The sequence below is a fragment of the Allobosea sp. CRIB-10 genome (assembly GCF_900112185.1).
Classification (GTDB): Bacteria; Pseudomonadota; Alphaproteobacteria; order Rhizobiales; family Beijerinckiaceae; genus Allobosea.
Map to the genome: position 1 here is coordinate 1 of NZ_FOKP01000038.1, position 15,831 is coordinate 15,831.

General features: G+C 60.7%; 9 protein-coding genes. All 9 read right to left on the minus strand.

The genetic code is table 11. From position 1 onward, the window contains the following. Positions 1-651: 651 nt before the first annotated feature. The 9 genes from BMZ69_RS28770 to BMZ69_RS28805 all read right to left on the minus strand — a co-directional run bounded on the left by BMZ69_RS28770 (position 652) and on the right by BMZ69_RS28805 (position 15,631). The gene (locus BMZ69_RS28770) at positions 652-1,614 is read right to left on the minus strand and encodes a CgeB family protein (RefSeq protein WP_139219279.1); all 963 of its coding nucleotides are present in this window, start codon (positions 1,612-1,614) and stop codon (positions 652-654) included. Between the two features lie 97 nt (positions 1,615-1,711). Beyond that, positions 1,712-4,213, minus strand: coding sequence for a glycosyltransferase family protein (locus BMZ69_RS28775; RefSeq protein WP_175507026.1), 2,502 nt, complete (start codon positions 4,211-4,213; stop codon positions 1,712-1,714). A gap of 202 nt (positions 4,214-4,415) precedes the next feature. Continuing rightward, positions 4,416-5,060 carry a class I SAM-dependent methyltransferase gene (locus tag BMZ69_RS28780; RefSeq protein WP_139219281.1) on the minus strand — a complete coding sequence of 215 codons (645 nt, stop codon included), beginning with the start codon at positions 5,058-5,060 and terminating at the stop codon, positions 4,416-4,418. A 19-nt stretch (positions 5,061-5,079) separates the two neighbouring features. Then, the gene (locus BMZ69_RS28785; protein WP_175507027.1) at positions 5,080-7,095 is read right to left on the minus strand and encodes a glycosyltransferase; all 2,016 of its coding nucleotides are present in this window, start codon (positions 7,093-7,095) and stop codon (positions 5,080-5,082) included. Further along, positions 7,092-8,522 carry a sulfotransferase family protein gene (locus BMZ69_RS31380; RefSeq protein WP_139219283.1) on the minus strand — a complete coding sequence of 477 codons (1,431 nt, stop codon included), beginning with the start codon at positions 8,520-8,522 and terminating at the stop codon, positions 7,092-7,094. The genes BMZ69_RS28785 and BMZ69_RS31380 overlap by 4 nt, the downstream gene beginning before the upstream one ends. Positions 8,523-8,658: 136 nt before the next feature. Beyond that, positions 8,659-10,536: an adenylyl-sulfate kinase gene (cysC, locus tag BMZ69_RS28790; RefSeq protein WP_092163399.1), complete on the minus strand. Its 1,878-nt coding sequence runs from the start codon at positions 10,534-10,536 to the stop codon at positions 8,659-8,661. Beyond that, entirely contained in the window at positions 10,536-11,504 is a 969-nt protein-coding gene (gene cysD, locus BMZ69_RS28795; RefSeq protein ID WP_280142135.1) for a sulfate adenylyltransferase subunit CysD, read from the minus strand. The genes cysC and cysD overlap by 1 nt, the downstream gene beginning before the upstream one ends. Before the next feature lie 96 nt (positions 11,505-11,600). After that, positions 11,601-13,022, minus strand: coding sequence for a glycosyltransferase (locus BMZ69_RS28800; protein WP_175507028.1), 1,422 nt, complete (start codon positions 13,020-13,022; stop codon positions 11,601-11,603). A gap of 23 nt (positions 13,023-13,045) precedes the next feature. After that, entirely contained in the window at positions 13,046-15,631 is a 2,586-nt protein-coding gene (locus tag BMZ69_RS28805; RefSeq protein WP_175507029.1) for a rhamnan synthesis F family protein, read from the minus strand. Positions 15,632-15,831 lie beyond the last annotated feature (200 nt).

Sequence of the window (15,831 nt, forward strand, 5' to 3'; positions counted from 1 at the left end):
CCCATCGGCCATCATTGTCCTCCTCGCTCGCACAGGCGATGACCGTGGCATCAACCATCGTGCCGGTCTTGACCGTGACCGCCCTGGCCTTGAGCTGGGCTGTCGCAGTCTCGAACAAGGTCCGAGCTTGTGCTCAACCAGCTTTCCACGATAGCGCACGAAGGCAGTGCGCTCCGGGGGCGCCTCGGAGCGCGAGAACCCGCAAAAGCGGCGGAACGAGGCGCGGTCATCGAGCGCCTCGGCCAGCTTCAATATCGGACAGATCGTACCAGACCGACAGCAGCAGGGTCTTGAACATTGCCAGGGGAGGCCGGGCCAACTCACCCTTCGTCGCCGAATAGAGCGGCCTGAGCAACTCCGCGACAGGATTTCAATCAATCAGGCCGTCGAGCTCGTCCAGCGACGACACGCTCCGCGCGCCGATCACAAAGCCAAGCTGCTCCTGGCCGATCGACCGATGCGCCATCGTCGCTCTCCATCTCGGAAAGCCTAACGGAAGCAGATATCAAAAGCGCCATCTCCGCAGACCCGCGCACAAATCTCATCATTAAAGGTTTGCTCTGCCCACCCAAGCGGCTCGGATAGTCTCCAGCTGAAATTCCGGAAAGCGATTTCGGACGAGCATGGCAATCTCCAGAACTCTGCTCTTACTTAGACGTGCGAAACGAGGATCTTCGCGCGGTCGGCATAGCTGTGGTCGCGCCGAGCGCGCGCCTGGGCAGCGCTACCGATCGCGATGCTGGTAGTAGGCTCCCTTTTCAAGCGCGCGACATGGTCGACAAGCTCTTCATGGCTCAACGCACGCAGGCATTCGTGTCCGGGTTCAAAGTAGCGCTCGATCTCGTGGCCGGGGCCGAAGAATATCTGCGTTGCTCCCGACATGGCCGCCTCGAATGTCCGCGGACCAGGCGTTGCCGGTTTCACATCGAAGCGTGCATTCGCCAGATCCAGCTCTCTGCCAACGTTTAGAACAGACAGCGACGTATTGTTGAAGTCCGCGAGGGCGGCATTGCTGAGCCTGAGACCCGTCCAATGAGGGCTGACTATCGGCGAATCTGACGATCCGCAGAAGACGATGTTCATTGCGTCGAGTTCGCTTAAGGACTCGATCCCAGAAAGAACGTCTTGCCTGTTGGGGTACATATGGCCGCAAAAGAACAGATCGGCGCCCGATCTGTAGCCAACGGGCCTGAAATGACGCGTGATCGACGCGCCCAGCGGCAAATGATGCGTCGGGACTGAAGCTGGATAGAAGTCAAGGCATGCGACTTCGTTGGTGAAGATCACATCGGCCATCGGCAAGGCGCGATACGCGGAATCGAATTCGTAGGGATCGTCGTGAAGCCAGAACGCGATCCGCCCGCCCGCCCGCCGCGCGGTCTCCACGGCAGGAAGATGATCGACGTCGTCGAGCATGATCGAGCCGAAGATGAGCACCAGCTCCGGCAACAAATTTCGGACGTGATCGCGGGCACGATCGGGGCCGCATTCGACGATGAGCGCCTCGGGGAAAGCGGTCTGCATCCCCTCCGCAACGAATTGGCGCAGAATGCTGTTCGTGTTCAACTCGTCGGACGCTCCCCCGACGATCAGTGCTCGCTTCAACGTCTTCAAAGTCGACACTCCAGTCGGAATCGTGCGGCGTGCGCCTTCGTTCTGCGGGCTGCGCAACAAATGTCATTGCAAGCGCGCTGAGGGCTTCCCAAACCCATTACCGACGGCGCACCCGTCTAATGAACCAGAATCGCGCCCAGGCGGCAGAACGACGGAATGCGGCCATCGTTCCGTCCTCGCGGGCTATCCGCGTGAACCGTCCCATGAGAACGCGGGAAAAACTCATTCGGTCTCGCCAGCCATGGGCGATATGGGGTGCGACGGCATTCGCAACCGTCATGAGATTGTCGGCCACGATCGGTTCTCTCGCGATCGTCACGCGATTAGGCGTGATGAACCGCTTTGCGGCTAGAAAGATGCCAATCTCATCGGACCTGAAGACACGATGACCCGTCTGGCTTGGCGTCAAACGCGCTGCAGAGCCGACGACGTCTGCAAAGATGCTGTCCGCTTTGGCGGCGAAGGCTGCGGGACCGTCGTAAGAGAGCTTCCTGAGCGCGGCAGCCATCCGGTCGATATCCTGAGGATTGGCCGAGAGCCGCCTTAGAGCGAGGATAACTGCAGACGGATCGCTGATCGGGACCTTCAGCCCGTCGACCTCGTGCCGAACGCGCTCGCCCTGGCCACCGATATCCGTCGTGATCGGCACGATTCCCATCATCTGTAGTTCCGACAAGGTCATGCAGTATGTTTCGGGCCATGGCGACAGGATCAAGGCGACGCAGCAGTCATAAATTTCCGATGGCGGTTTCCCGGGTGGGAAGATCCCGTGCTGCTTGATCTCAACGCTTTGTATTCGCGCCAGGGCAGGCAGATATTCGCTGTCGACGCGGCCGAAGATGTCGAAGCTGATGTCGAGTGCATGCGCGCCCTCAAATACTTTCAGCAACGTATCTGCCCCTTTGACGCTGCTGAAGTTGCCGAGAACCGCAACGCGCAGTCGCTTCGGACCGGTCCTGTTCGCCGGCTGCGGCGGAACCGACACGGGTGGGGCAAGAAGCTGTCCACGATCCTGCAGATGAGGAAAAAGGGCCGAGAAGATCGACCAGCTCGCCTCGGAACCGTACAGGACCCGATCAATATGGTGACTCATCTCACGCATCATGCGCAGGCGGGGGGCCTGCTGGACCATAGGGAAATCGCGCATCCGGGACAGGCAAATGGTGCAGGTTGCAGGCGGCCTGTTGGGAATATCGCAATAACGCCCCTCGAAGCCGAGCAGCGTGAAGTTTTCGCAGGCAAGATAATAGTCATGCAGGCTGAAAGTGACCTTTGCGCCTGAAGCTTTCGCGAACGCCAGCGATGAAACCGGATAGCGAATTAGATGGTTCACATGAACGACATCGAATGCGTGCCGAGCTAGCAAAGCCTGGAATTCTTGTTCAAATCCTTCATGCACGAGATCGCCTTGCAAGACCGGCTGATCGATGACCACCCGATCGATCTCCGCACCGGTTCGATCGGTAACCCGGTACTCGGTGATCCCGTATTCGCTGACAACGGGCGCCATCATCGCGACGTCCGCGTCGAGGCCGGTCAGCAGATGGTCGGCGTAGATCTCCGAACCGCCAAACCAGCCTTGCGCGACCGAGTTATGGCTGATGATGAGGATCTTGGGCTGCGCATGGGACTCACGGCGGGGCCGAGGCTCCAAGGCAATGAGCTCATCGACGATTGCGGCGATGCGATTGGCGTAGAGGTGACGCTCAAGGGTCACGTTCTGCGCCTCAGCCGCGATCCGGTGGAGCGAGTCCTCGTCAGCGAGCGTTCGATCGATCAAGCCGAGACATTGATCGAAATCGTCATACGCCAGAAACGCAGTTGACGGCAGAAAATCGGCGGCCGTTGCGGCGATGGAGCGGTCGACGAGTTGCGTCGAACCTGCCAGGGCGACTTCGAAAAAGCGCGGCCCTGGCGTGTCGCTCGCAGCTGTGGGATTGTCGGGATCGGTCGAAAAGGCCCGCGGCAGCGTCAGCGTAAGTCTAGCGCGGTTCGCCGCGCTGCAGAAATCGCGCATGGCGAGGCCACGCCCGAACGAAAACTCGTCGGCGTATGCTGCGACGTGCTCGGACAGGGCTGCGTTCGAGACGAGCGCGAGGTTGAGCCGCAGAGATGGCCGGGCGATCCGCAGTTTCCTCAGAAAATCGAGGCGATTGGGCCAAGCCGTTCCCGCGAAGAAGATATCGTGAGAGGCTTCCGCAACATTGATCGCACGAAACATGCCAGGATCGGCACCGAGCGGCAGATATCGCCCCTTAGGACCATAGGCTTGAACGGAGGCCCGATCGTTCGAAAAGGCGAGATCGAAGGACGTCGTCACCTTGGTGTTGCGATAAGTCTCGTATGGATCTTCTGTAAACCAAATGGCTGAGCGTGGAATCAGCTCGGCCAGGTTTCGAACGACGAAATTATCAGCCTCTTCTCCATCGAAAGCGATGAAGGCATCGAAGTCCTGCTCCCGCGCCTGGATCAGTGCGTTGCCATACTCGACCCAGACGGCCTCGCTGACGTGATCGTTCTCTTTCAGAGCCGAGAATGCCGCCTTCGCGATATAGCGATTCGGGTTATTCGGTTTGGTGTCGAGAAACAGAACACGCATGGGCGCCGAGAAATCCATTTGTTGCCGGCAGCGATAGCGGGCCATGAAGAAAAAGGGAAGACGGCGGTCCGGTTGATGTCAGTCGGGGCGCTGCATATCCGTCATGATTGATGTCTTAAGCGCCTGGCTCTCCTTGAGCGCGATGCGTCGCCTCGGTGAAAATACCTCGTGCTGTAATCCGAACGAGGAGCCGGGATCACTGTTAGCGGCGCGCAATGGCGATATCGCAATACATATGGGGGTGTAGCGCCAAATAGCGCACCCGCCACTCGCCGCTGGAAAGCAGCCCATTCACGACCGGCATCACGCCGTAATCGGCTAATTCCATGATGCTCCACGGCGTATAATCGTTGAAAACGAGAACGCCGTCCCGCTTGATCTTGTGGAGGGCGACGGCGGCATCGCGCTTGACGCCCTCGAGTCCGTGATCGCCGTCGACGTAGATCCAGTCGAAATGCCCGTCCGGGAGCAGGGCCAGTTGCTGAGACGAGTCGCCGTGGTGGATGACAACCTCGGGTCTTGCCCGGAGAGCGGGGCGCTGCGCGTCGAGAAGATCGAACGACAGGTCGAAGAGATGCAGCTCACGCGGTTGGAGGTAATCAACGATGCGCTCCGCGAACCAGCCGGTCTGAGTGCCGACCTCTGCGACGCAACCGCCGCGTGGAAGACTTCTCATCGCCTCGACGCGGTCGGCGTAGAGCGTCGCACCTTCCACCGCCGACTGCTCCAGCTTGGGCGGAACGTCGAAGACGTGGCGGCCCAGTGGTTCCTGATGCGGCTTCACCCGCCGCATCCACTCGCCCTGAACCTGCGCGAACCAGTTCGCATCCTCCGGAGAAAGCTTCATCGCTAGTCCTTTCGGGCGCTCAGGGCACGAGGTCGTTGCGGATCGCGAGGTCGACGAGGCGCGAAAGATTGGCCGGCAGCGACTGTCGATAGAGATCCCAGATGATGCGATTATTGGCGTAGCGGTCGGTACTGTTTAGCATTCCAGTCTGCACCCGTCGGTACCAGAACAGAGGAACGGGCAGAGACAGCTGCTGCAAGCCTGCAAGGTTGGCCCGCGCATGCAGATGCCAGTCCTCATGGCCGATCCCGTGCCATTCATGGAAGCGACCGATCCGCTCGAAGACGTCGCAGCGATAGATGCCGGTCGCATCGCCATAGCAATTGATCGACAGTCCGAGTTCGGCCGGCCCCCCGGTGAAAGCCCAGCGCTCGCCGCCATCGACCAGATCGAGATCGGGTTGGCCGGTCGGTTCCCTGAAGATGAGCATCTGGCTCGTGACGATATCCGCCTGCGCCCGCTCGATGGCTCGGACCAGCGTCTCAATCATAGTGGGAAACGCGATGTTGTCGTCGTCCATGAAGATTACGAAGGGCGCACGCGCCGCCGCGATGCCGGTGTTGCGAGCCGCGCCAAGATAAGCGTTAGCCTGCCTGATGAGTTTGAGCTCGAAAGGCCAGAGCTCATTCGCCAGGGCCGTCAGACCGTTCTGCGCCTCCGGCGAAGGGCTGCCGTCATCGACCAGCAGCACTTCGAAGTCGCGAAAGCTCTGCACAGCAAGAGAGCGCAGCGTTTCGCGGACCAGCGCAGGTCGTTCGTAATGGGTGACCACGACGCTGACGATAGGGCTCTCGATATCGGCCACCGTTGCAGGCAATGCAACTTCTACGGAGCCGCCCGGATTTTGACCGGTGGTATCGACGGTCAGCGGAACCGGTCGACGCGCTTCCACCCACTCGATCCAACGAGTGCCGATATCGGCTTCGTCATAGGAGGGAGAGGCCGCGGCGTAAGGTTGACCGAGCGATGTCGCCAGCCTTGCGGCAAGAGCGCGGGCAGTCGGTTCCACGAGCACGCGGTCGCGATCGGTCGGCGCGACGAGCTCGGGGATGCCGCCAGCGCGCGTGGAAAGGAAAGGAATGTTGCGCCTCAGGCATTCCGAGATGACACAGGGCGCATTGTCTATCAGCGAGGGAATGACGGCCAGACAATCGCGTTCGACGAGCAGTGCCTGCGCCGAGTCGGTATCGAGGTCTTCGAAAAACGCCAAGCGAGACCCCAGCCACGGACGCCGGGCATCGACGAAAGCTTGGATGTCCTCGCGACGGCGAGATGCCGCCTTTCCGACGAACATAACGTCGAAATCCTTGAAAGCCAGCGTCTCGTCGACGATGGCATTCAGAAAAATCTCGATGCCTTTGCGCTCTTCGAGCCGGCCGAAAAAGCCCAGTCTCCGCACCTGATCCAGTGGCCGTTCGCGCCGAGCCACCCGATCACTCTCGGGATCGGACCACAGATAGAGCGGCAAAGCCTGTGGGGCGCCAGTCGGCCGGTCGAAATGAGCGGTCACGAAGCTTCGCATATGCTCGGACGGGCAGATGACGTCGTCCGCACCGAGGAACACACTTCGCTCCATGTGCAGTTGGGCGAGTGTGCGCTGGCTTCGGGCTGCTGTCCTGTTGGCGTCGAGTAGCCATTCTGTGGGGCCGTGAGCGATCACCCCCAACCGCGTCCCGCCCAGAGCGACACCGCATTGCCTAGCGATGACCGAAGCGAAGCCGCTACCCTCCCAATCCTGGAAAAGAACGAGGTCGAAGGTCTCGTGCCGCAGATAATCGAAGATCACCGTGCTTTCGCGAAGCCACTCAGGATAAACTTCGATCCCCGCATAGTGAAGATGCGTAACCTTCACCCCGGCAGTGTGGAGTCGCTTCAACCAGGGATGAGCATAGTCGACCGGCGCGGCGCCCGTATAAATGACGGCAATGTCGAAACCGGATCGCGCCAGATGGCAAGCGAGATGGGACGTCGCAGTGCCGATGCCGCCATTCTTGTAGGCGCCGAGAATCTCGCTGGCAACGAGTGCAATCCTCATCGGGCGCGTCCCGAGACTGCTCTTGTGAGCCGCGCCACGGCCCGGAGCGGAGCGCTCAGTCGCCAAGCCAAGGACCGGTGGATCCCGCGGAGTGCCTGATGAGCATTCTCGCATTCCACACTGCGCTCATCGAGCTGGCGATGCACCTCGGCGGCATGATTGCGAAGCGCCTCGCGGTCCTGCTCGGCTTGCTCGAGCTGGCGATGCAGCGCCGCGGCATGATCGCGCAGCGCTTCGCGCCCTTCCTCCGCGTCGCGCCGAACCGCGACCTCGTGATCGTAGAGATTCCGCAATTCGGCGATGAGCTTTTTAAGCTCCTCGCGCTCGAAATCGAAGGAGATGGCGTGCTGTTCGAAGCTTCGTGCACGTTCGCTGGTCGAATCGAGCAGTTGTCGCAATGCGCCTTTGTCGTCGACATGCTCGTTCAGCTTGGTCCAGAGAGCCTGGATGGCCTGATGCATCCCGGCTTCCGTCCGTCGAGCCGACTCGATCTGCGCCGCGGCGCGCGTCGACTCCTCGTAATAGCGCCAGACGACCGGATACATTGCCTCGAACGCAGCCAGGAGCTCGCCCATCCTTGTGGTTCGGGTCGCGAACTCGGAGGCGATGGCGTCGGTCGCTTGCTGGTCATCGCCCCGTTCCGACAGGGTCCGGTAAAACCGCTCCGCCAGCTGGCTCGGCGTGACTGACGAAAGCGCTTCTCCATCGCCGATCGCATCACGATGGACCGGACCAGCTTCGGGCCCATGGAGAAAACCGTCGATCGCACGCTCGGCCTCGATCGATCCCAGCCTCGGCCACGTAATATTTGTTTCCTGCGCGACGCGGCGCATCTCGCGACGCCAATCGGCGAGCAGGTCCTCGTACCTGACGAAAGCCCGCGGCGACGGGCGGGTCCCCTGCACAGCCGACAAGGTATAGCGCATCCAGACGAATTCGCCGCGCGGAGCAGCCCATCCGTCATAGGGGAAATCCTTGAGATGCCGCCGCCTCAGCGAGTCTGCGACCTCAGCTGGTGATCGCAGTGGTAGGATATGGACCACCCGATAGTCCAATCGACGCAGCGCATCTTCCCAAATGGGCAGCAGAAGAGCCGTCCTCGGATCCTTGATGATGATGAAAGGGTCGCCGTCATAGGCGCTTTCGACAAGCTTGGCGGCTTCCTCGCGAAAAAGCTGAGCACGAGCCGAGTCGAACCAAGCGCGACCAAAATCAATCATCGAATAGACTTCGGATCCGGCGTCCGCGAGCATCCGGTCGTTCAGATCGACGACGGCTTTGGGTTCCCAATGCCCTTCCGGGTTTCCCGCATTGGCAGGGACGAGCATGTCCGGGAGTTTTGCTCCTAGAAGCGAGACACAACGCGCCAATGCGGAGGTGCCGCTCCGATGCATGCCGGTGATCAGCACCGCAGTCTTTCCGGTCACCCTATTCTCCCGTTTCTTCGTTGCCGGCTCGCGTAGCTGGCGCATTGTCTGTGCTGTTGCCATGAACTGCGGCGACCGTGCAACTTGGTGCGCCAAGCGGCGGAGCGAGGCACCGGCTCGCCAGGCTCAGCGACTGTTAGATAGGCAGGCCACGCTTCCGAAGCACTGCCAAAATCGTCGATACTCCCTCGTTCGGATCGGCCTGGTCGGTTCGCAGGTGAACGTCAGGCTCGACAGGTGCCTCATAATCAGCGCCGATGCCGGTGAAGCGCGGCAGATTCCCACTTTTGGCTCGAGCATACATACCCTTCGGATCACGCTGCTGGCAGATCTCAAGCGGCGCGTCGACGAACACCTCGAGGAAACGCTCGGGCCCTACTGCCACTCGCGCAGCATCCCGATCGCGTTGAAAGGGCGAGATCAGCGAAACGATCACCACCAAGCCTGCATCGGCCATCAGCGCGGCGACCTCACCAACGCGCCGGGTATTCTCCGTGCGGTCTGCATCCGTAAAGCCGAGATCGGCGTTGAGTCCTTGACGCAGGTTATCACCATCGAGGATCGCGGAATGGCGACCGCGGGTCTGAAGCTGCCGGTCCAGCAGATTGGCGATCGTGCTTTTTCCGGCGCCGGACAAGCCCGTAAGCCAGACGACGAAGGGCACCTGTCCCATCAGCCGGGCCCGGTCTGCGGGCTTGACGTCGACGGACTGCCAGGGAGTGTCGCCTGCGCGCCGCTCGATCGAGAGCACGACGCCGGCGGCGACCGACCTGCGCGTCATGCGGTCGACGAGAAGGAAAGCCCCGAGCTCGCGGCTCTCGGCGAAGCTGAGGGCAACGAGCGGAGTCGTCAAATTCAATCGCGCAATGGCGATATCGTTTGGCTGCACCTCTTCGGCCGGGGTCAGCACGGCCGAAGCGTCGAGATTGAGCACCCCTTCGAGGCGGGTCAAGGTCGCCGAGCTGCGGCCGGTACCGATCTGCAGATCATAGGCGCGGTTCGGCTGTGGCCCTTCCGGTGAAAGCCAGACCATGCGCCCGCGCAACTGGGTGGCCAGCGGCAGATCACCCTCCGCTTTTGTCAGAACCGCGCCTCGCCCCAGGTCGATCTGCGGCAGCAGCTCGACCGCCAGAGGATCCCCGGCCTTCGCCATCGGGCTAATCTCGCCCGCACGCCAAAGGCGCGTCACCTTCGCCCTCAGGCCAAGCTCTGAGACGAGGTCGTCTCCTTCACGAATTGTGCCGGCTTCGAGCGTACCATAAGAGACGCGGCCACCGCCTTCGAAGCGCCCTGTCAGGCTGATCGGCAGGATCGTGCGCTCGCCGCATGTCGTAGGCGTAGGTTCAAAGTTTTCGAGCACGTCCAGTAGCGTTGGGCCCGCATACCAGGGTGTGGTTTCGCTTAGCGTCACGACATTGGCCCCGAGTTTCGCTGAGATCGGGATTGCCGCCGCCACGTTCATGGAGAGCACGCCGACGAGTTGGCGCAATTCGGCGACAATGGTGCCGAACCTTGCCTTGGCATCATCGACGAGGTCGATCTTGTTCACCGCAAGGACCACATCTTTGACGCCGAACAGCGAGGCGATCGCGAGGTGGCGACGCGTCTGGATCTGAACGCCATCCTTGGCCGAGATCAGCACTACCGCTAGCTGCGTTTGCGACGCGGCCGCCGCCTGATTGCGTGTGTACTGCTCATGACCGGGCGCGTCGGCGATGAGAAAAGACCGCTTCAGCGTCGCAAAATAGCGATAGGCGACGTCGATCGTGATGCCCTGTTCACGCTCGCTCTTGAGGCCATCGACCAGGAAGGACAAATCCAAATCAGCCCCACCGCTGGAGCGCAGAGCCTCTTCGAGATGATCCTCGAAAACAGCCCCGGATTCGAGCAGCAGCCGGCCGATCAACGTCGACTTGCCATCGTCCACCGACCCGCAGGTCATGAGGCGCAAGCGCGCCCTGCCGTGGGTCGACAGCTTCAGATCCGCCCCCTGCGAAGACTGGGACGGCAGCATCAGAAGTAACCCTCACGCTTCTTGTCTTCCATCGAAGAGCCGACATGGTCGATGATGCGACCCACCCGCTCGGAGCGCTTGCTGGCCAACAGCTCGGCGATGATGTCTTCGAGGGTTTCTGCGCTGGATTCGATCGCGGCAGTGAGCGGATAGCAGCCGAGTGTTCGAAACCGCACTTTCATCTCCTCGACACGCTCCTCCGCCCGTACGGGCAGGCGATCGTCGTCGACCATGATGAGTTGGCCATTCCTGCGAATGACGGGGCGCTTCTGGGCGAAGTAAAGTGGGACGACCGCGATGCCCTCCGCCAGAATGTACCGCCAGATATCCAGTTCGGTCCAATTCGATAGCGGGAAGCAGCGCATGGTCGCGCCCGGCTCGAGCTGGGTGTTGTAGAGATTGAAGAATTCCGGCCGCTGATTGCGGGGATCCCAAACATGTCCCGGCTCTCGCAGCGAAAACACGCGCTCTTTTGATCTCGACCGCTCCTCGTCTCGCCGCGCTCCCCCGATCGCGACGTCGAAACCGTGACGATCGATCGCCTGACGTAGCGGGACGGTCTTCATCAGCGCGGTGTAGTGGGACGCATCATGATCGAAGGGATTGATGCCTTCGTCCAGTGCAGCTTGGTTGATCTCTTCGATCAGCTTCACACCGGCCGCTTCGACGATGTTGTCCCGAAACGAGATCATCTCCCGGAACTTGAAGGTCGTGTTGATATGCATGAGAGGCAGAGGAATCGCTGTCGGGGCAAAAGCCTTCCTCGCCAGATGCAGCAGCACGGATGAATCCTTGCCGACCGAATACAGCATCACCGGACGCTGAAACAGAGCTCGAGCCTCCCTTAAAATTCGAATCGATTCCGCTTCAAGCGCGCGGAGGTGAGCGTCCATCGAGAAGGTCCTGTAGCGAGCTCGCGGCGGGCCATGAGGGTATAGAACTGCCTTGAGCCCGGCCCTTTTGCGGATGCACGGTGGCGTTTGTCAATTGCAAACAGGCGCGGCGAAGCCGTCGACCCCGACCGCGGCATCTTCGAAGAGACCGAAGCCCAACACCTGTCGCGCCTAAGGCGATGACCTGGCCCAATCGGGCAGCAAATGATGCCCAGACGTCGCCATGGCCGCTTGGTTCGTCAGGCGGGGGTGCCCGGCCGGATCTTCATTCAGAAAATCGCGCCAGCGCTGCAGGAAAAGGCTGATATCGGATCCCGAGCGATGCTCCAACGCAGCATCCGCGTTCACTATCAGCTCGGCATCGGGTGTGTGTATGATCCGGTATCCGAGCATTCTCAGCCTCAGACAGGCGTCGAGATCGTAAAGGTTGGTCTCGAAGCGTTCGTCGAACCCGCCGATCCGCTCCAAAACACTCCTGCGGGTTGCGAGGACCGTGCCCGGCACCATGGAGCATTCGTGCTGAACGTCCGGTAGAGACAAGCCCAATCCTGCCACCATGGCCGCATTCCGAGAAACTAAGGCCCGCCTCTGATCTTCGCTTGCGATTCCGATCGGCTTAACTGCGCCGTTGCGATCGAGAAGCCGTGCCCCGACGGCTCCGACATCGTCGATCATCGCGAAACTCATCAGCGCACGCAGCCAATCCTGATCATGCGCGGCCGCGTCGCTATCGACGAAGATCACATGGTCGGTTTTCGATCGGCGCCAAAGTTCATTCAGTCGTTGCACCCGCCCATTCCCGGCATCCACGGCGACGCGTTCGACGGCAAACGGCCAGCGCGGATCCGGACAAACTCCGTGGTCTCCTCCATAGCTTTCCACAAGGATCGTGAGCCGGTCAGCCGGCCAGGAATCTCCATCCAAGCCCTCGATGAAGCTCGGCACGATGGGCATTTTTGAAGCGCCGAAGCGACCTTCCTGCACGGGGGCAGGCACGACGATGCTGAGAGGCGGATAGTCAACGAAGCGCCTCGACATGTGCGAAATTCCCGCAGCCTGGCCGGGAACAATCTCGCTTTCGGCATCGACTTCCGCCATCCAGGCGGCGGCGATCGCTTGCCTGGCGTGCGCTGTGGCGCGTCGCACGCGTTCGCCTCTGCTGCTGAGAATATCCGGAATGCGTCCGATACCGTGACCGGCGGAAACCGCCCTCAGCAGAAATTCGTAAGTGAACGCCTCCGATCGAGCGTCACACCGCGTTGCAACGGCCTCGAAAACCCGCGCCTGAACGAGCAGCGGCCACCCAATATAGTCGATCGCCAAGAGCTGCGTCAGATCGAACTCGGGTTTGAGGACGGTCTGGAAATGTTGGCAGTCCTCGCCGGAGACGACGACCTCGTCGCCGAAGAAGATTGTGATGTCCGGCCTCGTCGCGGCGGCCCGCATCAGCATCGGATTCAACTTCGGATTGATGCGGCAGCCCCGGTCCGCCAGCACCACCCACTCGTCCGATGGCTCCGTGACGATCGTCCACGGGACTTCCTGGTTGCCTCTATCGGTGAGGGCGATCGACTGGAGCGCGAACGGCGACATGCGGGATTTCCAGCAGCCGGTGACTAGATCGCGTAGATGGTTGGTGGCTCGGACCATGCCCGCATTAGGCTGGCGTTCATGCGTGAGGCCACCGCTTTCGCCGATAAGGTATCGCGAACCATCGCACGGGCGGCGCCCGCCAGCTCGCGCTGTTTCGATCGGCTCAGACGGGCCGCAGAGGCGAGACAGAATGCAAAATGGTCTTCGTCAACCGCCGCCCAGATTGTGCCTGCGCGGTAGGGCCCGATGTCGGAGGATAGACGGAACTCCTGGAATTCGACCGGAAAGCCGGTTTCTTCAGTTAGGAAGTCGCAGCTGCCGCCATAATTCGTCGCGACGACACGCTTGCCACGTGCCAGAGCCTCAGCGATGGTCAGCCCGAAACCCTCGCAGCAATGGCTGGATGCGTAGATTTCCGCAAGATCGAGCAACACACCTATTTCCGTGGTCGACATGTTTTGATCGATTAGCACGACATTGTCCGAATAAACGAGCAATTGCTGGAGCTCGAGCCAGTCAGGCGAACTTTGTCGAAGATTCTTCGTCTTTAGGAGCAGCTTCCAGCCCTCGCGAGCCAAGCCGCTTTTCGCAAATGCGCGTATAAGGCCTTGGGGGTTTTTGCGGGCGACATAGCTGGAAGCGTCGAACACATAGAGAATCAGACGGTCGGACCCGGCTAGGCCGAGGCGGGCGGCCATCTGAGCCATGCTTCGATCGCTCGCGCTCATAGAAACGGGTTCGACGACATGCGGCACGATATCGATCGGCTTGTCCGTCACGGCGGCGTAGCTTTCCCCACAAAAGCGGCTGGGCGCCCAGATACGATCGACCTGATGAAAGCCCTTGATGAGATAGTCCGGTATCGTGCGCGATTCCCACACGAACAGACCAATGCGCGATCGGGCGGCGGCGATGAGCTGCAATTGACGCTCGTTCAGCAGAGTGCCCCAAGCGTCAGGGTTCAGATGGATGATGGCGATGTCACAGTCGCCATCGAAATCAGCGAAGTCGACTGATGGAACCATGCGGCGATACGCATTGAACGGGCGGTGGATGCTGTATACGCCGAGTTGCAGCCTGCGCTGCATGAGCGCGCTCACATAACCACGCGCCGCGAAGCCAAGTCCATTGTCGTAATTCAGCGGTCCGAAGTAGCCGATCCTAGGCGCCGAGGCGCTTTCTATGTCGGTGTGGTCGGAGAGCAGCGCTTCTGACGGGGTGTCAGCATCGACAATCGGCTGAAGCCAAGTCTGTAGCAATGCGTGCACGAGCGAGACATCATAACCCTTGGCACTGAGAGCCGCTTCCCAACCGTTCTTATCAACGCCTTGAATGGTGTCGCGGATCGCCATGACCTTGATGAACGGAAACCCGCGAGTAAGCAGGCCCTTCCAATCGTGCAAGGTCGGGTTGTGGAGCGCGTTGGTCGGGAACAGCACCTCGACCGTGAGGCCGGCCGCCTGCAAGCGAGAGGCCATTTTTACTTCGAACGTATCGATGACGTCCATCTTGTCGGCGAAGGAAACGACGTCCAGCATGAATTCATGGAAGGCAACTGATACGAGCGCGGCTCGTTTGATGGCAAGGAAGTAGCTCTGAACGTGCCATCCCCGCTCGCGATTTTCGGTCAGGCCCACGATATCGGCGCCGCTGAGACGAATTCGGCGGATGACGTCCCCGAATGCGGCCTGATCCACCGGACCGATCAGGCTGTCGTTCAGCAGATAAAGGATTTCAGCATTGCCGAGCTCGCGATGCCGACGCAACAGATGTGACCAGGCTGCGAAATCATAGCCGATGTTCTGACGCACGAAGACGCAGGTTACTAATGAAGACAGCCATGGCTCCGTCGATTGGAGAGGGCGATCGGCCGCCACGATCAGGATGACGCTGATCCCTTCGGCGTGCAGTGCGCTCAGATAAGTCCGCAGGTGGGGCTTGAGCCGCCCGTCCAGCGAGTGCGTGACGAACAGGGCGATCTCATTACCAAGGGCGGGGAGACGGTCGGGTCCGAAGAGCTGGGCCTCCTCGACAGGCCTGCCGTGAACGAAGCGGAACGATCGCAGACACGGGGCTAGGCCTTGGTGACGCCCGTGATGAAGGAAGTGCACAAGTGGATTGGTCCCTTTGGGGAGATCGTCTGCGTTCTGTTCACCGTACCAGCGCGTCGCGAAATCAGGTGACGGATCGGCTCCCTCGGCGGCGCCGATCCGCAAATAATGCGAAAGCGGGTCGAGCCCGGATCCCCGCGCGTCAGGGTTTGCAGTCAAATACCATCGCGGATCAAAATAGGGATTGGTGCGCCGGCCCTCTGTTTGCCAGGTCATGATGTAGTGGAGCAGGGGGTTCAGGCCGGATGCTTTAACATCCGCGTTCTGCGCGAGATACCATTCCGAATCGAACAGCGGATGAGGCCAACGTCCTTCCTCCGCTGCGGTACGAAGATAATGAGATATAGGATCGGCAGGGGCCGTTTCGAACTGCGCTTGATAGAAGGGCGCGTCAAAGATGCCGCTTGCCGCAACACGCCGCCGAGCACGCCAGAAGCGAAACTGGGCTAAGAGCTCGATTGTGAGTTCGGGGAAGCGGAAGCTGGCTGCCAAACGCACGATGCGAATCAGGCCAGGGATGATCGGCCAAGCGATCGCGCTCTGTCGAATAAGTGTTCTACGTCGCATACACACCCTGCGTTGAGCTTGATCGACATGTCGCTGCCAGGCGGCGGAGAGCCGCCAAGCGTGCCACGGTCCGTTCGGACATCCGGATTAGACGCTTCCACAATATTCCGCATTCGACCACACCAAATGCC

Excerpts from the sequence above, each read along its gene's own strand:
- BMZ69_RS28780 (WP_139219281.1), bottom strand. The coding sequence starts at position 5,060 with ATGAAGCTTTCTCCGGAGGATGCGAACTGGTTCGCGCAGGTTCAGGGC.
- cysC (WP_092163399.1), bottom strand. The coding sequence starts at position 10,536 with ATGCTGCCGTCCCAGTCTTCGCAGGGGGCGGATCTGAAGCTGTCGACC.
- BMZ69_RS28800 (WP_175507028.1), bottom strand. The coding sequence starts at position 13,022 with ATGTCGCCGTTCGCGCTCCAGTCGATCGCCCTCACCGATAGAGGCAAC.
- BMZ69_RS28785 (WP_175507027.1), bottom strand. The coding sequence starts at position 7,095 with ATGAGGATTGCACTCGTTGCCAGCGAGATTCTCGGCGCCTACAAGAAT.
- BMZ69_RS28775 (WP_175507026.1), bottom strand. The coding sequence starts at position 4,213 with ATGCGTGTTCTGTTTCTCGACACCAAACCGAATAACCCGAATCGCTAT.